Genomic DNA, 20,761 nt, shown 5'->3' on the forward strand with positions numbered 1-20,761 from the left:
AACCGGACGCGTAGATTCCAGCTTCAGCTGGCGGCGCGGGGATGTCCATCGCAGGCCGGGGGTGTGGTCGGACGGGTGTGTCATCCACCCCCCGGCGCATCCTTGACGCACGCATGCCGTTTGTTAAGCGTGGTGAATACAGTGGATGGTTATGCCGACGTATGATTTAGGACTTGAGCACGTTTCACTCGCGTTTGCGACCAAAACGATTTTTACGGATGTCACGCAGGGCGTCTTTGAAGGTGACCGCATTGGAATTGTGGGCCGCAATGGTGACGGTAAATCCACGCTGTTACGCCTGTTTGAGGGCACGGTCCAGCCGGATTCGGGCAGGGTCACGAAGCGCAATGGCCTGACGTTCGCCATGCTCGACCAGCGCGACCAGCTGGACGACAACGCCACGATCCGCGAGGCCGCGTTGGAGAACCGCGAAGACTACGAATGGGCGAGCGACAATACGTCGCGCGAGATTGTGGAAGCGCTGCTCGGCGGCATGAATTTGGACGCCAAAATCGGTTCGCTGTCGGGCGGCCAACGCCGTCGCGCCGATTTGGCGCGCCTGCTGCTGCGCGACTGGGACATTCTCGCGCTTGACGAGCCCACGAACCATTTGGACGTGGTGACGATCCACTGGCTGGCCGAACATTTGAAGCGCCGCTGGTCCAAGGGCACGGGCGCCCTGCTTGTGGTCACGCACGACCGTTGGTTCCTTGACGAGGTGTGCGAGTCGATGTGGGAAGTGCATGACGGCCAGATCGAACCGTTCGAAGGCGGTTACAGCGCCTACATGCTCCAGCGCGTGGAACGTGACCGCCAGGCCGATGTACGCGAAACGAAGCGGCGCAATCTGGCGCGCAAGGAATTGGCGTGGCTGTCGCGCGGTGCACGAGCCCGCTCCACGAAGCAGAAGTTCCATGTCAAGTCGGCCCGCGCGTTGATCGCCGACGTGCCGCCCATGCGCAATACGCTGGAATTGAAGCAGATGGCCACCAGCCGACTCGGCAAGCAGGTCATCGACCTGATTGACGTCACGCAGATTTTTGACAAGGCCGCCGACGCTTCGGGCATTGATCCGAACGCCGCCGCGCTTACGGCCAGCACGTCCCGCGTGGACGTGGTGCCGCCGCTGGTGGAAGAACCTCAGGCGTTCGGCTCCGTGACGATCAATGTGGATTCGGACAAGGATCCGCGCATTTTGTCGGCGCAAGGCATCGAGAACCCGCGCAACGAGGCGAACCATACGGGACGACTCGGCGAAGGCAACCGTACGAGCGAAGTCGAGACCCATATCGACCGTCCGTCTCCCGTCCAATCCGCGCAAACCGACACGGAATCGAATGAAGAGGAAATCACGGCGGCCCATGAAGTGACGATTTCGGGACGCGAGATTTTGAACAACCAGACGTGGCTGATCGGACCGGGCGACCGTTTCGGCATTGTCGGCGCGAACGGCGCGGGCAAGTCGACGCTGCTCAAAGTGCTGGACGGATCGCTGACGCCTACGGTCGGCCATGTCAACATTGGCAAAACCGTCAAATTTGCCGTGCTTTCGCAGCGTCTCGACGAGCTTGAGCGTCTCGGCAAGTACAAAATCAAGGAAGTCTTGAGCCGCTACAAGCCGAGCTATGTGGTGGCCGGCAAGGAAGTGACGCCCGGACAGCTCATGGAACGCCTCGGATTCGAGTCGGCGCAGCTGATGACGCCGATCAAGGATCTGTCAGGCGGTCAGAAGCGCCGCATGCAGCTGCTGCTGATCCTGCTCGACGAACCGAACGTGCTCATCATGGACGAACCCGGCAACGATCTGGACACCGACATGCTGGCCGTAATGGAGGATCTGCTCGACACGTGGCCAGGGACGCTGATCGTCGTGTCCCACGACCGTTACCTGCTCGAACGCGTCACAGACCAGCAGTTCGCGCTGATGGGTGGCGAAATCCGCCATCTGCCGGGCGGCGTGCAAGACTACTTGGACATGGTGGAAAACCAGCAGCACGTGGAACGCATGGAGTCGAACACGGCCAAGGCTGAGCAGTCGGCCGCCGCGAACGCCTCCAGCGATCAAGGCGCTTCCGAGAAGAAAATCGGCGGCAAGGAGTTTACGAAGATCAGCAAGCGCATCAGCGCCATTGAACGCAAGCTCGCCAAGCTGGAAGCCCAGCGTACCGATCTGCAGCAGCGCATGGCCGCGAACGACCCGAGCGACTATGAGGGACTCAACGCGCTCAACCAGGAGTTGCAGAAGATGAACAACGAGTCGAATGCGCTGGAAGTCGAGTGGCTCGATTTGAGCGAAAAAATCGAGTAGGAGGGCAGTGGGCGCCGGGCTGGCAGACGGCTGTCAGGCGCCCACCAAACGACTAGCGGCCCGTGATTTCCGAACCCGCCACTTTCTCGCTCAGCGCCTTGGGGCCGCGGCCCATGGCCACGGTTCCCGAGCGCACGAGCTCAATGATGCCGTAAGGCTCAAGCAGCTTGAGCAGCGCGTCGATTTTGCTTGCGGCGCCCGTGGCTTCCACGGTCAGCGACTGCGCGTGCACGTCGACCACGCGCGCGCGGAACAGCTGAACCGTATCGAGCACGCTCGGGCGTGTCTCCTGCGTGGCCGCCACCTTGATAAGCACAAGCTCGCGCTCCACGGTCGTATGTGCATCCAAATCCACGATTTTGAGCACATGCAGCAGCTTGTTGAGCTGCTTGGTCAGCTGCTCCAGCGGCACTTCCTCCACATCCGCAGTAACGGTCAGGCGTGAAATGTCGGGCCGTTCCGTGGGCGAGACGGACAGCGAATGAATGTTGAACGCACGCCTGGCGAACAGGCCCGCAATGCGCGCGAGCACGCCCGGCCGGTTCTCCACGAGTACGGACAGCGTGTGTAATGTTGCTTGGCGAGCCATCACATCCCCTTACGTTTCGCGTGATTCACGGGTTCGTCGTTATGCGCGTGCACGGATCCCATGCCTTCGCCCACAATGCGTGCGGCGACGCCGGGTTCGCCCTCGCTGGGCGTGGACTGCTTAAGCGGCGTGATACCGGGCATGTATAGCACATCGTCGTTCGAGGCGCCCGCGGCCACCATCGGCATGACCAGCGCATCTTTCCAGACGAGCAGTTCCACAAGCACGGGCCGGTCGTTGATCTCCTGCGCGCGCTTCATGGCCTCGACGGCCTCCTCAGGCGTCGTGGCGCGGATCGCTTCCCAGCCATAAGCCTCGGCGAGCTTGACGAAGTCGGGAATGCCCACAAGCGGCTCGTCGTGCAAAATCGTGGCCGAATAATGTTGCTTGTAGAACAGCGTCTGCCACTGGCGCACCATGCCGTATACGGAGTTGTTGAGCAGCGCCACCTTGATGGGCGTGCCTTCCAATGCGGCCGTGGCCATCTCCTCGCTCGTCATCTGGAACGAGCCGTCGCCGTCTACCAGCCACACTCCCGCGGGCTTTTCGCGGTAGCGTTGTGCGCCAATGCTCGCGCCAATGGCGGCGGGCAGTCCGAAGCCCATCGTGCCGAGGCCTCCCGAGGAGATCCAGTCGTGCGGATGCTCGAAGTCGATAAACTGTGACGCCCACATCTGGTGCTGGCCCACGCCCGAAACCCAAATCGTGTCGGGATCGGCGAGCTTGCTGAGCTGCTCGATCACCCATTGCGGCGAAAGGCTGCCATCGGAGGGCTGCGTGTAGGTGAGCGGATACTGTTCGACCCACTGGCTGATCATCGTCCACCAGTTCGTCAGGTCGGGCCGGCCGTGCTGCTCGTGCTGACTTTCGATTTCGACGAGCAGATCGTCCACCACGGTCGCGACGTCGCCGACAATCGGCACGTCGACATCCCTGTTCTTTCCGATTTCGGCGGGATCGATATCGATATGGATCACTTTTGCGGACGGCGCGAACGAGTCGAGCTGTCCCGTAACACGGTCGTCAAAACGCGCGCCGATCGCGACAAGCAGGTCCGAGCGCTGTACGGCGCCCGTCGCGGCGATCGTGCCGTGCATGCCGAGCATGCCCAGATTCGCCGGATCGGAATCCGGAATAATGCCGCGCGCGGGCAGCGTGGTGACCACGGGCGCGCCCGTCAGGTCGGACAGCGCCTTGATCTGGCGGCTCGCGTCGGAACGGACGGCGCCGCCGCCCACGTAGAGTACGGGACGCAACGCGCGCTGGAACAGCATGGCCGCGTCGCGCAGCGTACGACCGTGCGCCTTGGTGACGGGATTGTATCCCGGAAGAATCATTTTTTGCGGCCATGAGTAGTGCATCATGCCCGTTTGCGCCGTTTTGGTAAGGTCCACGACCACAGGTCCGGGACGGCCCGAATTCGCGATGTAGTACGCTTCCGTGAGCACGCGCGGAATGTCCTGCGCGTCCGTGACCAGATACGAATGTTTGGACACGGGATATGTGGCGCCCACAATATCGGCTTCCTGGAACGCGTCGGTGCCAATGGAATTGACGCCCACCTGGCCCGTGATGACCACCAGCGGCACGGAATCCATGTTCGCGTCGGCGACGGCCGTGATGATGTTCGTGGCGCCCGGCCCGGACGTGACAATGCACACGCCCACGTGGCCCGTGGCGACGGCGTAGCCTTCGGCGGCATGACCGGCGGCCTGTTCGTGGCGCGCAAGAATGAAACGGAACTTCGTGTCCTCGTTGATCGCGTCGTATACGGGCAGGATTGCGCCTCCCGGAATGCCGAACACGTCCTGAACGCCCAAGTCCTCCAGCGAACGGATCAACGCCTGCGCACCGGTCATCGGTTCGCCGGAGACGTTGCGGTGTGATGGCGTGGCATTCTTCGAGGGAATGCCGCTGAAGCCCAGCGGGCGTGAAGGCAGCATGGTTCGTTCCTCTCATTGGTCAGTGTATTGGTCTGAGTCATACTACTGAACGCGCAAGGGGGCATTGAAGGGACTGCCCAGAATATAAGAAGGTTCTGTTCGCCACATAAACGGGCGGACAGAACCTTGAAGCCTGAAAATTGGGGAAAGCGTGGGAGGCCGTGCTTATTCCTTGGAGTCGGCGTTGCGCTCGTCCAGCGCCTTCCACGCCTGCTCGGCGGCCACGAGCTGCGCCTTGCGCTTGCTGCTGCCTTCGCCTACGCCGAAGACTTCGGCGCTGTCACCCAGCATGGCTTGCGCCGTGAAGACTTGCGCGTATTCGGGGCCGCTGACGGCCATGCGGTACCTGGGCTCGCCCAATCCCATCTGGTGCGCCTTGACGGTCAACGACGTCTTCCAGTCGAGGGCCGGGCCTTCCGTGGCCACTTCCTCAAGCGTCTCGTCAATCAGGCGGTGCACCACGGCGCGCGCATGGTCGATACCGTACTCCACGAAGGTGGCGCCGATCAGCGATTCGACAATGTCGCACAGGATCGAGCTCTTGTTGGCGCCGCCCTGTTCCGATTCGCCGTGGCCGAGCAGAATGTACTGGCCCACATGCAGCTTTTCGCGCGCGATTTTGCTCAGCGACTCTTCCGAAACGGCTTTGGCGCGCATCTTCGCGAGCTGGCCTTCGGTCATGTCCGGGTGCTTCTTGTACAGCGTTTCCGTGGCGACGAGTTCAAGCACGGCGTCGCCCAGGAATTCGAGGCGTTCATAGTTCTTGGTGCCCGGGTTTTCATGGGAGAAAGAACGGTGCGTGAGCGCTTCAATAAGCAGCTCCGGGCACAGTTTGGTGCCAAGCGCCTCGAAGAGGCGACCGGCCGCCGACACGTTATCGCGGGCTACCTCTTCCGGGGTCTGTGAGCATTCGGCAATAGCAACCTCGGCCAGCTGCGTCGCCGGAATCTCGACTTCGTGGTTATGCTTGCTCATAAAAGCGCTTCTCTCCATACAACATACTGCGGAATAAGAGTCCAGAATATCGCCAACTATGGCCTCAATATTGAACACGGCGCAGTGTTACAACGTTTGCTCGGCGGTTCTCTTGACAACCGTCATATATGTTTGTCTATTGTCTCGTGCCTAAGCGCGATAGTCCATACCTATTCCAAAAAAATTCCCCCATGATGAACCCCTTGCTGAACATGCCACACCAATAAGAAAACCCCGCCACCCGTCGATGGCAGGGTTCTCATGAAATGCTGAGTACGCTCAGAATCACTTAGCGATTGCTTCGCGGTACACGCGACCACGGTAGGAACCGCAGTTCGGGCATGCGATGTGCGGCATCGTCTGTTCGCCGCAGTTCGGGCATGCGAGAGTCGCTACCGGCTTGGCCTTCCAAGCGGAACGACGAGTGCGTGTATTGGCGCGCGACATCTTGTACTTTGGCAGTGCCATTTCTTATCCTCTGTTTCGTTCGAACAATATGAGCTTAAGCGTTCAGAAGTTTAACGCGCCCTCCGTACAAGTGTGTGTGGTGGCGCGTGGATGATGCACGCGCCACGCCACGCTCTCAGTCCTGTTCCGCTTCGTTCTCTTCGAGCTTCGCCTTGAAATCGGCCAGCGCCGCGAAACGGATGTCCGGAATGTCGTGCGAATGGTCGGGCGTTTCGTTCAGGTCCGCGCCGCACTGCGAGCACAGGCCCTTGCAGTCGGGCTTGCACAGCGGCTGAAGCGGCAGCGTGGTCACGAAGGTGTCGCGGATCAGCGGCTCGATATTCGCGAATGCGCCGTTGTCGAGCAGCGGATAGACGTCCTCGGCCTCTTCCTCGCCCGCGATAATGTCCACTTCCTCGTCGTTCTTGCCAGGCTTGGCCGACTTGTCCTCGAACGGGAAGAACGCCGTGACCTGCTCGCTCAAGGTCTGGCTGATGTCCTTGTCGCACCTTGCGCACACCATGTGCGCGGGAGCGGAGAGCGTGCCCATGAAAATGAGGCCGTCCACGATCGAGTCGAAATGGCCCGTCACGTGTACGTCGGCGCCGGCGTCAATGCCCACAATGGCGTCGCCAATGCCTTCAGGCGCCGGGAAAACGGCGTCGATATCCTTCGTCTGGCCCGGCCGGCTGCCGACCTGCGCCACGGAAATCGTCCAATCGGTAAATGGTACTCGTGCCATGATGTCCTTTACTGTTTGTTACTCCGGTTTAGCGAGGATAGTCCTCGTCCGTGAGATGTTCGAGTTCTTCGGCGGCGTCTTCCTGGCGGTCCTTCAATACGGTAAGGCCTCCCTGAACGTCGTTGCCGAGCTTGTTGAGCTGCTGCTGCAAGCTTTCCATGACCTTGATGCAATAGCGGTCGGCGCCCTGCGTGAGCGTGTCCGCCTTCGCCTGCGCCTGGTCGAGCATGTCGCGCGATTTTTGGCGCGCGATCTGCGTCACATGTTCCTGTCCTGCCAAGATTTGCGCCTGCTGCTGGGCTTCGTGGACCATGTCGGTGGCGCGGCTTTGCGCCGACGTGATAATCACGTTCGCCTGCGACTGTGCCGTTTCCAGCCGATGTTCGGCTTCCCTCATAAGCGCGCTGGCGCGTTCCAGCTGCACGGGCAGCTTGGATTTGAGTTCTTCGAGCTGGTCGAGGAACTCGTCACGGTCGATTTTGACGAGTGACGGGGAAAAGATCGTGCCTTTGGCTTCCGTAATCGTGTTTTCCAGTTGGTCGATGATGTCGTAAACCGTCGTGAATTCGGCGCGATTTTGGTCGATATCATCGTCGTTCTGGCGCCTCAAGTCGGGAAGCTGGTCCATGGGGACGCGCTGCGCGGGTCCCGCGTTTTCCTCGATCACTTCACTTTCCTGGGTGGAGTCGTCGATGCGCTGGTAACTTGATGATTGCGTAAAGTCCTCGTCATGCGGTTGCGTTCCTGCGTTGTCCCGCCCCCACATGGTGCGCGGAGAGACGTGTTGCGAATCCTCACTCATTGATATTCCCCGATCCGGCCAAGCGTTGCGTTTGGTTCAGCATTGTAGATGGTTTGTTTGGGTATTGTCAGACTGTGTCAGTTGGCGTCGCGATTGCGCAGCATCGTTCCCAAAATCGGCACGACGCGGTCGGGAACCATGCCGCTGATGTCGCCGCCATGGCGCGCCACGTCCTTGACCACGGAACTGGAAATATGCTCAAGAATGGGGTCGGCGGGAAGGAACATCGTTTCCACGCCCGCAAGCTTGCGGTTGACGAGGGCCATGCCGAGCTCGGCTTCGTAGTCGCCGTTTTGGCGCAAGCCTTTGACGATGACGGTGGCGCCCACCTGCTTGCAATAGTCGGTGATCAGGCCTTCCGTGCTGGCGACCGTGAAATTGGAAACACTTTTGGCCTCCAAGGCTTCGCGGATGATTTCCACACGCTCTTCTTCAGTGAAAAGCGGCGTTTTTGCGGCGTTGACGGCCACGACGACGTGGACCTGGTCGAACAGCTTGGCACAACGCATGATTACGTCGAGGTGGCCGTTGGTTACTGGATCGTAGGATCCCGGGCATACAGCGATTGTCATGGTTCCTAAGCGTAATGCCGCCGGCCGATGAAACAGGCCGATAACGGCGTGAAATCAGGCAGTAAGCGAACGGGGAAACGCGATTGGTGCGCGAAAGTGGCGAATTTGGCAAAGATATCCGCGATTGGTGGCGTATATGGCGCGGTTTTTCTATGATGAAAGGTGCATAAATAGGCGTATTGGAGGGAATCATGAATCAGGAAGCATGGCGCGACGCATTGCAGCTCGCCAGCATGATGGCGGAATCGAATCCGGCGGCGCCGGCCTCGAACCCGGATTTGGGCACAGCCGTGCTGGAACGTCCCGAGGAAAAAACCGAAGAGCAGCGTTCCGACACGGGCGACGCGGACCGTTTCGCGCACTACGTGTCCCGCGACCGCATCATGGAGTCGCAGATTACGGGACGTCCCGTAGTGGCACTGTGCGGCAAGGTGTGGGTACCCAAGCACGATCCGTCGCAGTATCCGATTTGCCCGGATTGCAAGCGCATTTATGACGAAATGATGCGCTAGTTCGCGCGCAGGTGGGCGAACGGGAACGCGGGCAGTCCGGCTTCGTTGAACAGCGGGGCCGGCCCCCAGCTGCGCCATGCGTAGCGCACCGCGGCAGGCGTGAGCTGCCGCGGAATCTCAAGCCTTACGCGCGCCGTGCCGGTGACCGTGTCGATGGACTCGATGGTCGCCGGCACTTGCATATAGTCGCCGCTTTCGTCGGCCACTTCGAAGCCTGATTCAAGCGGCACGGCAAAATCGGACTTATGCGGGGCCATATGCAATCCCGAAGCATGCAGGAACGTTTTTGTGTTCCCGACTGCGGGACGCAGCGACCGTGGCGTTTGGGCGCAGATCGTCTGGTCGGCCAAGCTCGCCGTGCTCAACCCGGCCAAAGCGTTCATGACGCTGGTGCTGTTCGCGCTGCCCGTGCTGCTTATGATTTTCGTGCCCACGGCCACGATGTGGGTGCCGTTTGTATGGCTTATTGTGGGCGGCGGAGTCACCATGTGGCTGGTCATGCTGATGACGCGCCGACTGCGCCGCCCGATGTGACGATATTCGCTAGTCCAGGAAGGCTCAGCGCGACGAAATCTCGTTGATCTTGTCGAGCTCCTCCTGCGTGAACTCGGTGTTGTTCATCGCGGCGATGTCGTCGAGCACCTGCTGCGGACGCGAAGCGCCCACGAGCACGGACGTGACGGTTTCGTCATGCAGCAACCATGCGAGCGCCATTTCGGCGAGCGTCTGGTCGCGCTGCTGCGCCATCTTGTTAAGGTCGCGGATCTGGCCGAGTTTTGTTTCGGTGAGCGCGTTCTTGTCGAGGAATCGCGGATCGTGGCCGATGCGGCTGTCCGCGGGCACGCCGTCCAGGTAGCGGTCGGTCAGCAGGCCCTGCGCGAGCGGCGAGAAGGTGATCAGGCCCTTGCCCAGTGCGTGCGCCTCTTCCTTGAGTCCGTTGCGCTCGATTGTGCGGTCGAAAATGTTGTACCGGTTTTGGTTGATGATGAACGGCACGTGCAGTTCATCGAGAATCGCCGCGGCCTTGCGCATCGTGGGGCCGTCATAGTTGGACAGGCCCACATATAACGCGCGTCCCGAACGCACGATTTGTTCAAGCGCCAGCATCGTCTCCTCAAGCGGCGTCTCCGGATCCATGCAGTGGTGGTAGAAAATGTCGACGTACTCGAGTCCCATGCGTTCCAGGCTCTGGTCGCAGCTGGCGATCAGGTACTTGCGCGAGCCGCTGACTCCTCCGTACGGGCCGGGCCACATTTCATAGCCGGCCTTGGAGCTGATGATCATTTCGTCGCGGTACGGGCGCAGATAGTCGTGCATGATGCGGCCGAAATTGCGTTCCGCGGCGCCCGTCATCGGCCCGTAATTGTTGGCCAGATCGAAATGCGTGATGCCGTTGTCGAAGGCCGTGAACGCGATTTGGCACATCGTGTCGAACGGCGTGATGTCGCCGAAATTGTGCCACAGTCCCAGCGAGACTTCCGGCAACTTCAATCCGCTGTCGCCACTGCGCACGTAGCGCATGGATTCATAACGCGTGGGATCGGCCGTGTACTGTCGTGAAGGTTCCAGCATTGGTTTCCTTACTGTTGGTCGGATATTGATTACTGCTTACGCAAGAATCGTAGCGCTGTCGCTCACCGTGATCAGCGGCGCGTATAGGGACATCAGATCCAGCGCGAGCTGGTGGTTCTCCGGTGACGTTCCCGCGCATGCGTCCGCCGCCACGCGTACGGAGACGCCCGCATCGCACGCGGCGAGCGCCGTCTGCAGCACACAGAAATCGGTGGCGACTCCGCAGACCGTGATCTTGCTGGCTCCACCGATAATGCGTGCGAGTTCCGGACCCCACTTGCTGAACACGGTTTTCGTGACTACCGGATGGCCGGCGACAAGATCCGCCATATCGTCCGTCCAATCGAACATCGGATCGGTGGCGGGCACGACAAAGTCGGGCCAGTCGGCGAAATAGTCGGCCCATGCCCCGGTGGGCGGTTCGGGAGACACATATTTGGTGTAGACCACATGGTCGTCGAACTCGCGCGCGAGCCGCTGGAACGGTTCGGTAGTGGCGTCGTAGGAATGGTCGGGGACGGCCCACGTGGACCAGTCGCTTTCCGCAAACACTTTCTGTCGGTCGACAACGACCAGCCATTCTCCGTCTCGAATCATGGCTCACCTCACATCCACAAGCGGTTCGGGCGAGAATCCCTCGGGCGTCTCGTCTTCGTGGTCGATGACGGTTGCGGTTTGCGGCTCCTCATGCAGCGGGATGCTTTCCTGTGCGCGAATATCGGAACGCTGGAAAATAAGGGCTCCGAACAGGCCGATGGCGAGCGCGATGATCACGCCCAGGTTGGCCGACGCCCACGTGCCGTCCTTGCCTCCGAAAATGCCGAGCAAATAGCCTTGCCATGCGAGCCAGTTCGCGGCGCTGTTGACCACCAGGCCCCAGCCGACGATCGTGCCCACAATGAAGATGATGAAGGACTTCGTATTCCAGGCTCCATAACGGCCCTTCGGATTATAGAGGTCCACCGTATCGTAATCCTTCTTGCGCAGGATCACGTCCGCGACGAACATGCCGGCCCAGACGGCCAGCGGGACGCCCAGCGTGGTCAGGAACCCTTGGAACGGTCCGATGAACGAGTCGGAGAAGAACGACACATACACCACGCCGATCACGGTGAGTACGGCCGTGATGGCCGCGGCCGCCGTACGCGGAATCTTGATGCCGAACGAGAGCAGTGCCAGGCCATTGGAATAGTTGTCCATAATGGCGCCGGACATGAGGCCCAGAATGGCGATGATCGTGAACGGAACCAGATACCAGGTCGGCAGGATGGACGAGATGGCGCCAATCGGGTTGTCGCTCACGGCTTGCTCGAGGTCGGCGTTCGACACGGCCAGCAGCAGGCCGTAACCCACGAGGAACACATTGGCGATGGATGCGCCGAACGTGGTCCAGAACACGATGCCGCCATTGGACGCCTTACGCGGCAGATAGCGCGAATAGTCGGCGGCGATGTTCACCCAGCCAATGCCGAAACCGGTCATGACAAAGAAGCAGCAGCCGAGCATGCTTGGCACCGAGCCCGCCGGAATCGAGCCGATGGCGGAAAAGTCGATGCTTCCCCAGCCAAGAATAAAGAATCCGATCGTTACGATGCCCGTGACGATGGTGATGACCTGCTGGCATTTCATGATAAGGTCGTAGCCGAAGATGCCGGCGATGGCCACAAGGCCGACCACGATGATCGTGGAAATGATTTTGGGTCCCGCTCCCGTGCCCCAACCGAGCGATTCAATGGCCGCTGACAAGGCGAGCACTGCGGTGGTGGTGAGCGAGATTTCCCAGCCCAGCGTGGCGATCCAGCTTAACGCCGAAGGCACTTTCGCGCCTTCAACGCCGAAGGTCGCGCGCGTGATCACCATGGTGGGCGCATTGCCGCGCTTGCCGGCGATGGAAATGATGCCGACAAGCAGGAAGGAAACCACGAGACCCACCACGGACATGGCGAGCGCCTGGCCGAAGGAGAGCCCGAAGCCCAAGGCCCATGCGCCGTATGAGATGCCGAAAATGGAGATGTTCGCGGCGAACCATGGCCAAAACAGGTCTTTCGGCGTTCCTTTGCGATCCTCCTCGGCAATGGTGTCAATGCCCGTATCCTCAATCAATGAGGTGTCTTTTTGTTTTTCCATAATTCCCTCAATTCTCTCTTCAGTGGGATGTAATGGGGGTTACTGCATTGCCCGCAACGCCTCCTCATACGTGGGGCAAGTTGCCGGACCAGGCCGGCTCACTGCAATGGATGCAGCAGCATTGGCGATGCGCGCCGCCGCGGTCAGCGAATCTGCGCAAACCAGGCGCGCGCATAGGACACCGGTGTGGCAATCGCCCGCACCATTGGTGTCAACGGCATGCGTGGGGTAGCCGCAAATATGGTGGGCACAAGTGTTCTCGGCGCCCACCCAAGCGCCGCCTTTGCCGACACGCGCCACTACGGGCGCATGCAGCTTACGGGCGACGGCGGTTGTCATATACGCGAAAGTGTCAGAATTGCCTGTGGCCTCTATGCCAAGACGGTGCGCGAGAATCGAGAGCTCGCGTTCATTGACCGACCAGATGGGCCGGTAGTCGACCAACAGTCGCAAGGCGTCCTCGGGCAAGTCCTCGAGGACGGGGCCCGGATCGAATACGGCCTTGAAATCCCTGTGCAACGTGCGGCGGAGAAATGCGTATAGTCCGGCGCGTGTTTCGTGGACGAAGGTATAGCCCGTCATGTGTACCACATCCGCCGCGGACGGGTGGACTTGGTGGAAGGTGCCCGCGCCGCCATACGCTTCAGCGCCGCGCGTGGACACGAACGTACGTTCCGCGCTCTGGTCGGTCATCGCCACACAAAATCCGCTGTCACGTTGTCTGTCGGTAGGCCCGATGTGGCGGATGCCCGTTTCCTGAATCGTGCGGGAGATGATGTGGGCCATGGGGCCAGTGCCCAAGATGCCGGCCCAACAGGCGTCCACGCCCATTTGGCGCACGGCCTGCAACGTATTGAAACTCGCTCCCGTATACCAACGGGGATCGTCCGCGAACACGTCCTCGCCGGCTCGCGGCACGGACGGGACGCGCATGGCGATGTCCACAATGATCTGGCCGAGTGAAATTACGCGGCCTGTCATGAGCGCGGATCCCCTGAGTGCCGCGGATCCCGCGTGTGCAAAGTGCGCAAACGAATGTGCACAAGACCGGCCACCGTGACGTCAAGGTCGAGATGGTTGTCTTCCTTGAGCTGGCGTACGAGTTGGCGGACCAAATCGGGGCGGAACACTTCGTCGCCATACTGGGCGCCCAACATCGCTCCGCACATCGCGCCGATCGTATCTGTGTCTCCGCCCACCGACGCGCACTGGTACAGGGCCTCGTTCGGATCCCGGCGGAACCGCGCCGCGAATGCGAATGCCGCGGCCACGGACTCGTTCGCCTCCACGCTTGTACCGCATTCACGGCGCAGTGTTTGCGCAAATTCGGACGCTTCCATACTGCTGCCGGCGCCCGTGTTCGCCCAGTCAAAGAACCTGCGCACGCGCGCCAATACGGAGGCCTTGGCCGACCAATGGCCGCTTTCGGGAAGCTGCGACACATACGAGATCGCGTCTTCCAGCGGGCGCTCGCTTCCTGAAATGCCGAAACTGACAGCCGCGGCGACCAGTGTGGTGGCTTGGATGCCTTGCACGGTGTTATGCGTGACGAGGCAGGATTCCCGCGCCATGCGCGCCAACAAATGGTCGGGCGCGTCAGGGGAGAACGCGATGCCGATGGGAGCCGCACGCATGGCGCCGCCGTTCGTAGTACCCGTGGTGCCCGTATGCTCAATATCCACGCCGTCCGCAAGCGCATGAAGCGCCAACCGCGTGGAGGGGCCCAACAGGTCCAACGACCCTTTGGCCTTCATCGCCGATTCCCAGGCCAGCAGATCTTGCGCATAGGCATGATTGTCCAATGTGCCGCCATCCGCAATCAGACGGTTCGCGAGCACAAACGCCTGCTCGGTGTCGTCGGTGACGGCGCCCGCTTTCATATTGGGCGCAATGGGCTGTTCGGCGACGGCCCGCACGAATCCATGGATATGGCCGCCGTAATAGTGCTGAATGTCCGCGGCGGACATGCTTTGCGTGGGCATGCCCAATGCGTCGCCGAGCGCGAGGCCCGTAAGGGCGCCTTTGGCGCGCACGTACGTCAGTTCTTCGTGTTCAATCTCTCTCATTTATCCGCTTCCCGTAGCGAATGCAAGGACGATTTGCGTTGTTTTGCATCATTGCGTATCGTCACGCGACCCATCATACTTCTTCATACGTGGTTGGGTTGCGTCTTGCTTACTACGGGGATGGGGCATATCGGTGTCGCCGGAAAGCTGGGAAGATTCCCGTATTAAACGTATTAAATAGGACCCTCTCTGAAGTCGGAGGTTGCGTGAATCTTCGCTGTTTCGTTTTAATCTCACTTTTGTTGCGTAAAAATACGCGGGTTTCTCCTTACCCGCGTGAAAATACGCAGATTACTGGTTAGACGACGATTATTCACGTGAATTTTTGCAGTTTGCTCGTTAACCGCGGTTTTTAGTCGAGACACGCCGCGGAACGCGAATGAAAAGCGCGGTTAAGACGTTATTTGCAGTTTTTCACGTGAATAATCGTCGTCTTGGTCGTTATTTGCAAATATTCACGCAACAAATCTGCAGTTAACGGGTAATCCGCGCATTTTTACGCACTTAAGCAGCAAACTGCAGATTTTAACGATCGAAAACCGCAGGTAACGCGTAATCTGCGTATTTTTATGCAACCAATGAGAAAGCCGCAACTATTCACGTAACAGAAATGCGGTTAATCAGTAACCTGCACAATTTAACGCAACGAATCTGCAGATTACCCATTAACCGCAATATCTCACGCGCGGGCAGGTCTCCTAACCGCCGCATGATGCGCGCTTATCGCACGCTACGCACCCACTTTGCAATCTCGGCATCGGACGTGCTCGCCGAGAATCGTTTCGCGTCCAGCCAGGTGCCGCGATTGCCGGCCAGGCGCGCCAATTTCGCGCCGCTTTGACCGGCCGGAGACGATCCGGAAGTGCAGAACGGAATCACGGTCTTACCCGAGAAGTCGTTCCCTTTCGCGAACGTCTCCAGAGGCCAGGCGGCATCGCCCCACCAAATTGGACTTGAAGTTGGTGATGAAGTACTGGATGACGATTGCGCACCGCAACCATCCAGTGTGGCGGCAATAATCATCGTTAACGCGGCGGCGCCACACCAACGCCTGGCGCGCGCTTTGTGAATGCTAGTGGTGGGGCCGTCAGATGAAGTGATCATGATGGTCTCCTTTGTGAACTACCGGTTCATCGATTCGGTATGTGCCAACTCCTCTTTGACGCGCTTGGGCTGCGCCGATTCGGGGAAGTTGGGCAAGTCGTCCACGCCGTCGAGCCCCATGTCGGACTTGAGCGCCGCGAACATGGGCGCCAACTGGGCGTCCGACTGTGCAGGGCCGGGAATATCCACCAGTTCCAGTGTCTTTCGATTGGCCGATTCGCAGCCCAGAGCAGTCACGAGCGTCTGCGCGATCTGCTGGCGCGAGACGGCGCCATCTTGCGGGCCGAGGGCCGGACCGCGGTCGCCCTGCTGGAATTCCAAACGGTGTGCGCCATCCGGTTCCATGTCGAACCAGCCCGGACGCACGATCGTGTAGTCGTTGCCGCTCGCCCGGACCAGGCGCTCGCTACGGCGCTTCCAGTCGTGCGCCTGAGTGGAACGGTTGTATGACGTATCCATATGCGTCACGCCGATCGAAGTCATCGGCGCGATGCGTACTTTGCGGCCGTCCAACGCTTTCAGCGCATTGCGTACGGCGCCGTAATCCACGTTTTCCGTAAGCGTGGGACCGCCGTTGGAACCGTGCGTGAACACTATGCCGTCAATCCCCTCCAACGCGCGGCGCATGTCGTCCATACTCGTCAAGTCGCCGCGGACCACGTCCACATCGGATCCGAAACAGGCGCATGTTGCGGGCCGGACCAGCGCGCGTACGCGGTAGCCTTGGTTCCTCGCTTCCGTTACGGCGAATCGTCCAACGCTGCCCGTCGCGCCCACAATCAGCACGTGGGTGGGTTTCATGTTGGTCTCCTTCAGTGCGGGGGGATCGATGAAACTCAATATAAAAAAGTTCATATTCCATTACAAATAGAATTGTTCTATATAATCGTATGCAAAAAATGCATGTAAATAGAGCCGGACTATGACGTTGCGAACGCCGGAAAAGGGGAGTCATGGATCTGCATACGTTGCGCAATTTCCTTGCCGTTGCGCAGGAAGGCGGCATCTCCGCGGCCGCCGACGTGCTGCGCATCAGCCAGCCCGCACTCTCGCGCCAGATGCGCGATTTGGAAAAGGAACTCGACACTACGCTGTTCATTCGCGGCAACCGCAGCCGCATGACCGAACTGACCGCCGAGGGCATGGTGTTCCAGCGTCGTGCGCGCGAAATCGTGGAGCTCGCCGACCGTGCGTACGCGGAAATGCACCAAGGCGACACGATTGAGGGAACGGTCCATATTGCCGCCGCGCAAACCGTGGCGATGCGCACTGTGGGACGCGCCGCCGGCCGCGTGCGCACGCGCCATCCGGGAATCACCTTCGATTTGTATGACGGATACGGTCCCGACAACACCGAGCGCCTGGCCAATGGTCTGGCCGATTTCGCCATACTCGTGCAGCCCGTGGATATGAGCAGGTTCGACTATCTGCCGCTTCCCGAACATGATGTGGCGGGCGTGCTGATGCCCGAGGACGATCCGCTTACGCGATATGACGCCATTAGCGCGGACATGTTGCGCAATCTTCCGCTCTTCATTGCCAAAGGATCGGCGCAACGCCATGATTTTGCGGGATGGCTGCCGGCGGACGCGCAGTCGGCGCCCAATATTGTGGGCACAATGAACCTTGCGTACAACGTGTCCTGTTTTGTGAAGGAAGGCTGCGGATACGCGCTCGGACTGGCCGGCCTCGTGGATGCGAGCGAGGGGAGCGGGCTGGCGTTCCGTCCGCTTGAGCCGCCCTCGTATACGAACTTGTGTATCGCATGGCGTTCCGGTCGCACGCTCACGGCCGCCTCGCAGGCGTTCCTTGATGAACTGCGCAACGTCATTGCGCAGGAATAGCCGACAATAAAAGCAATATCAATGCGGGGCGGCCAGCCGGCAGGAGCCAGGGCAAGCCGCATGGCGCGCCCCGCAAGGATTGCTTACAGCAGCGTCACTTCCGTGGGGATCACGGGGTCGCCGCGCATCAGCGACTGCGCCGTGATCGGCAGCTCGGCAAGCGCCTCGGCATGGTGGTTCTGGGCGTCCATGATCGCGTCATGGCCGCGGAACGTATCGTCGATCTCGCCATGGTCCACGAAATCCACAAGCAGGTCTTTCCAACCCTCTTCCGGCTGGTAGGCGTCCAGCTGGGATCTGTTGCCCGCAATGACATGCTCGCAGTCGGCGAGATTGTATTCGAACGAACGGTACGCAAGCTTGCGTCCCGGGATGTTGGCCTTGTTCGTCGACTTCTTGGCCACGGGCATCATGGTGCCGTCCGCGCCTTCGCGTTCCACAAGCTTGTAGACCATCGAGCAGGTTGGGGCGCCCGATCCTGTCACGAGCTGCGTGCCCACGCCGTAAGAGTCCACGGGCGCAGTTTGCAGGGATGCGATGGCGTACTCGTCCAGATCGTTGGTCACCGTGATCTTCGCCTGCGTGGCGCCAAGCGCGTCGAGCTGGTTACGTACGCGTTGTGCGAGGGCCGCGAGGTCACCCGAATCGATACGCACGCCGCCCAAGTCGGGTCCGGCCACTTCAACCGCCGTTTTCACAGCCTGTTCCACGTCATAAGTGTCGAGCAGCAGCGCCGTGTTCTTGCCGAGCGCGGCGACTTGGGACTCGAACGCCTGACGTTCCGAATCGTGTACAAGCGTGAAGCAATGGGCCGCGGTGCCGATAGCCGGCAGGTCGTATTCCTTGGCGGCCAAGAGGTTCGCCGTGCCCTGGAAGCCGCCGATCATCGAGGCGCGCGCCGCCGCGACGGCCGACCACTCGTTCGTGCGGCGTCCGCCCATGTCCATGCAGGGGCGCCCGTTGGCCGCGGACGTCATGCGGCTCGCAGCGGACGCGACGGCGGAATCATAATTGAGCACGGACAGCACGAGCGTTTCGAGCAGCGTGCACTCGCCGAACGTGCCTTCGACCTGCAGGATCGGGGAGTTCGGGAAGAACATCTCGCCTTCGCGGTATCCGCGGATCGATCCGGAAAATTCGAAATTTTCCAGCCACTGAATCGTCTGCGGGCTGACAATATGGCGGTCGCGCAGGAATTTCAGATCGTAGTCCGACAAATGGAAATCTTTCAGATAATCGAGAATGCGGCCCGTTCCAGCGACCACACCATAGCGGCGGCCTTCAGGAAGATGGCGCGTAAAGACTTCAAAAACGCACGTACGATCGGCCGTGCCGTCCTGCAACGTCGCGTCGAGCATGGTGTATTCGTACATGTCAGTCATGAGTGCGGGTGAATAGTCCATGAAAGCCCTCGTAATAATGAATAATTCAACAGATAACAGCTGGTTCCCAGAGTAACGCAAGATTACGTAATGCGGGTTGCCTATGATCAAATAGGTTGAAGAAAACGTGAAATGGGGTACCGAAATGGTCGCTATCAAAGACATGCTGCAAGCGGGAACGGCGATCCGTCCCGACGGACGCGCCGTGGACGAGCTGCGTCCCGTGAGCATTACCCGCAACTTTACCGACGTTCCGGAAGGTTCTGTCCTGATTTGCTGCGGCAATACGCGCGTGATGTGCACGGCGACATTCACGGCCGGCGTGCCGCGCTGGCGCAAGGATAGCGGACTGGGTTGGGTCACGGCCGAATATTCGATGCTGCCGCGCGCCACGGCCGAGCGTACGGACCGCGAGTCGATCCGCGGCAAGGTCGGCGGTCGTACGCACGAAATCAGCCGTCTGATCGGCCGCGTGCTGCGCGGTGTGGTCGACATGAAGGCGCTGGGCGAGAACCAGATCCAGATCGACTGCGATGTGCTGCAGGCCGATGGCGGCACGCGTACCGCGTCCATCACGGGCGCCTACGTGGCGCTCGTAGACGCTTTGCGTTGGGCGCAACGCAAGCGCCTGATCCGTTCTGCGGATAAAGTGCTCAAGGACGCGGTTTCCGCCGTGTCCGTAGGCATTATTAATGGAACGCCGATGCTGGACCTGCCTTATATTGAGGACAGCCAGGCCATGACGGACATGAACGTGGCCATGACGGGCTCGGGCGATTTCATTGAGATCCAGGGCACCGCCGAACACCGTCCGTTCAGCCGCAAGGAACTGGACGAGCTGCTGGCGTTGGCCGAAAAGGGCAACAAGGCGTTGCAGGCGGCCCAGCGCGCGGCGCTGAACGCCTGATTGCTTACGAAAATATTTGGTACTGACGTAATTATTGACGTGCGCAGACGCACCACATAGGTGAAGGGAGGGCGACATGAAAATTGTTGTGGCCACTCATAACGAGGGAAAACTGGTGGAAATCCGCCAGATCATCGAAGAGCATCTGGAAGATGCGGCGGCGGATGTAGAACTGGTTTCGGCCGGTTCCCTGGGACTGGCGGATCCCGTGGAAACGGGCGTGACCTTTGAAGAAAACGCCCTCCTCAAGGCGCGTTTCGTGGCGGCCAGCACGGGCTGCCCGGCCATCGCCGACGATTCGGGACTGATTGTGGACGTCATGGGCAACGCCCCAGGTATCCTTTCGGCGCGCTGGGCCGGCGTGCATGGCGACGACGCGGCCAACAACAGGCTGCTGCTCGCCCAGCTCGAGGACATTCCAGACGAGCGTCGCACGGCGCGTTTCCGTTGCGCCGCAGTGCTGGTGGTGCCTAAAGAGCAGGCCGTCAACGGTGTATACGACATCGATGACGAAACCGTGTCGCTGGGCGAAATGCCGGGCACCATTTTGCGCGCCTCGCACGGCACGAACGGCTTCGGTTACGATCCGCTGTTCATGCCTGACGACCAGCCCAAGGAAGCGGTCGAGGGCGGCGAACTCGTCACAAGCGCCCAGATGACGTCCGAACAGAAGAACGCCATTTCGCACCGCGGCAAGGCGCTGCGCGCGCTCATGCCGGCCGTGGAAAAGCTTGTGCGCGGCTGAAAATTTGCGACGCGACTGTCGCCGTGAGGGGACAGTCGCCATCAAACGGCCACCCGGGACTATGCTTGGGTGGCTGGAACCAGCTTGAAGTAGCTTGAAGTGAAGTGCCGGCCCATGCCGGTCA

Annotated in this window: 21 protein-coding genes and 2 pseudogenes; 7 read left to right on the forward strand and 16 right to left on the reverse strand. The window is 60.3% G+C overall.

Annotated elements, in window-relative coordinates; genetic code table 11:
• Positions 1-151: 151 nt before the first annotated feature.
• Both BMAGN_RS08735 and BMAGN_RS08740 read left to right on the forward strand, forming a co-directional pair.
• Positions 152-1,204, forward strand: a pseudogene (locus tag BMAGN_RS08735) (ABC-F family ATP-binding cassette domain-containing protein); the annotation flags it as partial.
• 150 nt (positions 1,205-1,354) lie between these two features.
• Positions 1,355-2,308, forward strand: a pseudogene (locus BMAGN_RS08740) (ATP-binding cassette domain-containing protein); the annotation flags it as partial.
• 52 nt (positions 2,309-2,360) lie between these two features.
• Here the strand turns inward: BMAGN_RS08740 and ilvN are convergent.
• The 7 genes from ilvN to coaD all read right to left on the reverse strand — a co-directional run bounded on the left by ilvN (position 2,361) and on the right by coaD (position 8,378).
• A complete protein-coding gene (gene ilvN, locus BMAGN_RS04370; RefSeq protein WP_022859963.1) occupies positions 2,361-2,897 on the reverse strand; it encodes an acetolactate synthase small subunit in 537 nt (178 codons plus the stop codon).
• Positions 2,897-4,840 carry an acetolactate synthase large subunit gene (locus tag BMAGN_RS04375; protein ID WP_022859964.1) on the reverse strand — a complete coding sequence of 648 codons (1,944 nt, stop codon included), beginning with the start codon at positions 4,838-4,840 and terminating at the stop codon, positions 2,897-2,899. Before BMAGN_RS04375 ends, ilvN begins: the two co-directional genes overlap by 1 nt.
• 165 nt (positions 4,841-5,005) lie before the next feature.
• A complete protein-coding gene (rnc, locus tag BMAGN_RS04380) occupies positions 5,006-5,815 on the reverse strand; it encodes a ribonuclease III (RefSeq protein WP_022859965.1) in 810 nt (269 codons plus the stop codon).
• 285 nt (positions 5,816-6,100) lie between these two features.
• Entirely contained in the window at positions 6,101-6,283 is a 183-nt protein-coding gene (gene rpmF / locus BMAGN_RS08075) for a 50S ribosomal protein L32 (RefSeq protein WP_022859966.1), read from the reverse strand.
• Between the two features lie 115 nt (positions 6,284-6,398).
• A complete protein-coding gene (locus BMAGN_RS04385; RefSeq protein WP_022859967.1) occupies positions 6,399-7,004 on the reverse strand; it encodes a YceD family protein in 606 nt (201 codons plus the stop codon).
• A gap of 28 nt (positions 7,005-7,032) precedes the next feature.
• Positions 7,033-7,770, reverse strand: coding sequence for a hypothetical protein (locus BMAGN_RS04390; RefSeq protein ID WP_022859968.1), 738 nt, complete (start codon positions 7,768-7,770; stop codon positions 7,033-7,035).
• 113 nt (positions 7,771-7,883) lie between these two features.
• Positions 7,884-8,378, reverse strand: coding sequence for a pantetheine-phosphate adenylyltransferase (gene coaD / locus BMAGN_RS04395; RefSeq protein ID WP_022859969.1), 495 nt, complete (start codon positions 8,376-8,378; stop codon positions 7,884-7,886).
• Positions 8,379-8,614: 236 nt separating this feature from the next.
• On the opposite strand from coaD, the gene BMAGN_RS04400 reads away from it, so the two are divergent.
• Entirely contained in the window at positions 8,615-8,890 is a 276-nt protein-coding gene (locus BMAGN_RS04400) for a DUF3039 domain-containing protein (protein WP_193345728.1), read from the forward strand.
• On the opposite strand, the gene BMAGN_RS04405 is transcribed toward BMAGN_RS04400, so the two are convergent.
• A complete protein-coding gene (locus BMAGN_RS04405) occupies positions 8,887-9,147 on the reverse strand; it encodes a hypothetical protein (RefSeq protein WP_022859971.1) in 261 nt (86 codons plus the stop codon). The genes BMAGN_RS04400 and BMAGN_RS04405 overlap by 4 nt on opposite strands.
• A 31-nt stretch (positions 9,148-9,178) precedes the next feature.
• Between BMAGN_RS04405 and BMAGN_RS04410 the strand changes: the two genes are divergently transcribed.
• Positions 9,179-9,424, forward strand: a complete 246-nt coding sequence (locus tag BMAGN_RS04410) for a hypothetical protein (RefSeq protein WP_022859972.1) — start codon at positions 9,179-9,181, stop codon at positions 9,422-9,424.
• Positions 9,425-9,448: 24 nt separating this feature from the next.
• On the opposite strand, the gene BMAGN_RS04415 is transcribed toward BMAGN_RS04410, so the two are convergent.
• The 7 genes from BMAGN_RS04415 to BMAGN_RS04445 all read right to left on the reverse strand — a co-directional run bounded on the left by BMAGN_RS04415 (position 9,449) and on the right by BMAGN_RS04445 (position 16,560).
• Entirely contained in the window at positions 9,449-10,462 is a 1,014-nt protein-coding gene (locus BMAGN_RS04415) for an aldo/keto reductase (protein ID WP_022859973.1), read from the reverse strand.
• A gap of 36 nt (positions 10,463-10,498) precedes the next feature.
• Positions 10,499-11,059, reverse strand: a complete 561-nt coding sequence (locus tag BMAGN_RS04420) for a cysteine hydrolase family protein (protein WP_022859974.1) — start codon at positions 11,057-11,059, stop codon at positions 10,499-10,501.
• Positions 11,060-11,062: 3 nt separating this feature from the next.
• On the reverse strand, positions 11,063-12,589 hold the full coding sequence (locus tag BMAGN_RS04425) for a purine-cytosine permease family protein (RefSeq protein ID WP_022859975.1): 1,527 nt from the start codon (positions 12,587-12,589) through the stop codon (positions 11,063-11,065).
• Positions 12,590-12,628: 39 nt separating this feature from the next.
• Positions 12,629-13,570 (reverse strand): PfkB family carbohydrate kinase, encoded by a 942-nt coding sequence (locus BMAGN_RS04430; protein ID WP_022859976.1) that lies wholly within the window; start codon positions 13,568-13,570, stop codon positions 12,629-12,631.
• Positions 13,567-14,655, reverse strand: a complete 1,089-nt coding sequence (locus tag BMAGN_RS04435; RefSeq protein ID WP_022859977.1) for an ADP-ribosylglycohydrolase family protein — start codon at positions 14,653-14,655, stop codon at positions 13,567-13,569. Before BMAGN_RS04435 ends, BMAGN_RS04430 begins: the two co-directional genes overlap by 4 nt.
• 720 nt (positions 14,656-15,375) lie before the next feature.
• Positions 15,376-15,759: a flavodoxin gene (locus BMAGN_RS08080; RefSeq protein WP_081640897.1), complete on the reverse strand. Its 384-nt coding sequence runs from the start codon at positions 15,757-15,759 to the stop codon at positions 15,376-15,378.
• Between the two features lie 18 nt (positions 15,760-15,777).
• Complete coding sequence (locus BMAGN_RS04445) at positions 15,778-16,560, reverse strand: SDR family oxidoreductase (protein WP_022859979.1); 783 nt, start codon at positions 16,558-16,560, stop codon at positions 15,778-15,780.
• Positions 16,561-16,712: 152 nt separating this feature from the next.
• Here BMAGN_RS04445 and BMAGN_RS04450 point away from each other — a divergent pair, with 152 nt between their 5' ends.
• Positions 16,713-17,603, forward strand: coding sequence for a LysR family transcriptional regulator (locus tag BMAGN_RS04450; protein WP_022859980.1), 891 nt, complete (start codon positions 16,713-16,715; stop codon positions 17,601-17,603).
• Between the two features lie 83 nt (positions 17,604-17,686).
• On the opposite strand, the gene BMAGN_RS04455 is transcribed toward BMAGN_RS04450, so the two are convergent.
• Positions 17,687-19,006: a nicotinate phosphoribosyltransferase gene (locus BMAGN_RS04455; protein ID WP_034250347.1), complete on the reverse strand. Its 1,320-nt coding sequence runs from the start codon at positions 19,004-19,006 to the stop codon at positions 17,687-17,689.
• Positions 19,007-19,130: 124 nt separating this feature from the next.
• Between BMAGN_RS04455 and rph the strand changes: the two genes are divergently transcribed.
• Both rph and BMAGN_RS04465 read left to right on the forward strand, forming a co-directional pair.
• On the forward strand, positions 19,131-19,892 hold the full coding sequence (gene rph, locus BMAGN_RS04460; protein WP_022859982.1) for a ribonuclease PH: 762 nt from the start codon (positions 19,131-19,133) through the stop codon (positions 19,890-19,892).
• 76 nt (positions 19,893-19,968) lie between these two features.
• Positions 19,969-20,637: a non-canonical purine NTP pyrophosphatase gene (locus BMAGN_RS04465; protein WP_022859983.1), complete on the forward strand. Its 669-nt coding sequence runs from the start codon at positions 19,969-19,971 to the stop codon at positions 20,635-20,637.
• Positions 20,638-20,761 lie beyond the last annotated feature (124 nt).

Origin of the sequence: Bifidobacterium magnum (assembly GCF_000741255.1) — a bacterium.
GTDB lineage: Bacteria > Actinomycetota > Actinomycetes > Actinomycetales > Bifidobacteriaceae > Bifidobacterium > Bifidobacterium magnum.

Excerpts from the sequence above, each read along its gene's own strand:
- ilvN (WP_022859963.1), bottom strand. The coding sequence starts at position 2,897 with ATGGCTCGCCAAGCAACATTACACACGCTGTCCGTACTCGTGGAGAAC.
- BMAGN_RS04375 (WP_022859964.1), bottom strand. The coding sequence starts at position 4,840 with ATGCTGCCTTCACGCCCGCTGGGCTTCAGCGGCATTCCCTCGAAGAAT.
- rnc (WP_022859965.1), bottom strand. The coding sequence starts at position 5,815 with ATGAGCAAGCATAACCACGAAGTCGAGATTCCGGCGACGCAGCTGGCC.
- rpmF (WP_022859966.1), bottom strand. The coding sequence starts at position 6,283 with ATGGCACTGCCAAAGTACAAGATGTCGCGCGCCAATACACGCACTCGT.
- BMAGN_RS04385 (WP_022859967.1), bottom strand. The coding sequence starts at position 7,004 with ATGGCACGAGTACCATTTACCGATTGGACGATTTCCGTGGCGCAGGTC.
- BMAGN_RS04390 (WP_022859968.1), bottom strand. The coding sequence starts at position 7,770 with ATGTGGGGGCGGGACAACGCAGGAACGCAACCGCATGACGAGGACTTT.
- coaD (WP_022859969.1), bottom strand. The coding sequence starts at position 8,378 with ATGACAATCGCTGTATGCCCGGGATCCTACGATCCAGTAACCAACGGC.
- BMAGN_RS04400 (WP_193345728.1), top strand. The coding sequence starts at position 8,615 with ATGGCGGAATCGAATCCGGCGGCGCCGGCCTCGAACCCGGATTTGGGC.
- BMAGN_RS04405 (WP_022859971.1), bottom strand. The coding sequence starts at position 9,147 with ATGGCCCCGCATAAGTCCGATTTTGCCGTGCCGCTTGAATCAGGCTTC.
- BMAGN_RS04415 (WP_022859973.1), bottom strand. The coding sequence starts at position 10,462 with ATGCTGGAACCTTCACGACAGTACACGGCCGATCCCACGCGTTATGAA.
- BMAGN_RS04420 (WP_022859974.1), bottom strand. The coding sequence starts at position 11,059 with ATGATTCGAGACGGAGAATGGCTGGTCGTTGTCGACCGACAGAAAGTG.
- BMAGN_RS04425 (WP_022859975.1), bottom strand. The coding sequence starts at position 12,589 with ATGGAAAAACAAAAAGACACCTCATTGATTGAGGATACGGGCATTGAC.
- BMAGN_RS04430 (WP_022859976.1), bottom strand. The coding sequence starts at position 13,570 with ATGACAGGCCGCGTAATTTCACTCGGCCAGATCATTGTGGACATCGCC.
- BMAGN_RS04435 (WP_022859977.1), bottom strand. The coding sequence starts at position 14,655 with ATGAGAGAGATTGAACACGAAGAACTGACGTACGTGCGCGCCAAAGGC.
- BMAGN_RS08080 (WP_081640897.1), bottom strand. The coding sequence starts at position 15,759 with ATGATCACTTCATCTGACGGCCCCACCACTAGCATTCACAAAGCGCGC.
- BMAGN_RS04445 (WP_022859979.1), bottom strand. The coding sequence starts at position 16,560 with ATGAAACCCACCCACGTGCTGATTGTGGGCGCGACGGGCAGCGTTGGA.
- BMAGN_RS04450 (WP_022859980.1), top strand. The coding sequence starts at position 16,713 with ATGGATCTGCATACGTTGCGCAATTTCCTTGCCGTTGCGCAGGAAGGC.
- BMAGN_RS04455 (WP_034250347.1), bottom strand. The coding sequence starts at position 19,006 with ATGGACTATTCACCCGCACTCATGACTGACATGTACGAATACACCATG.
- rph (WP_022859982.1), top strand. The coding sequence starts at position 19,131 with ATGGTCGCTATCAAAGACATGCTGCAAGCGGGAACGGCGATCCGTCCC.
- BMAGN_RS04465 (WP_022859983.1), top strand. The coding sequence starts at position 19,969 with ATGAAAATTGTTGTGGCCACTCATAACGAGGGAAAACTGGTGGAAATC.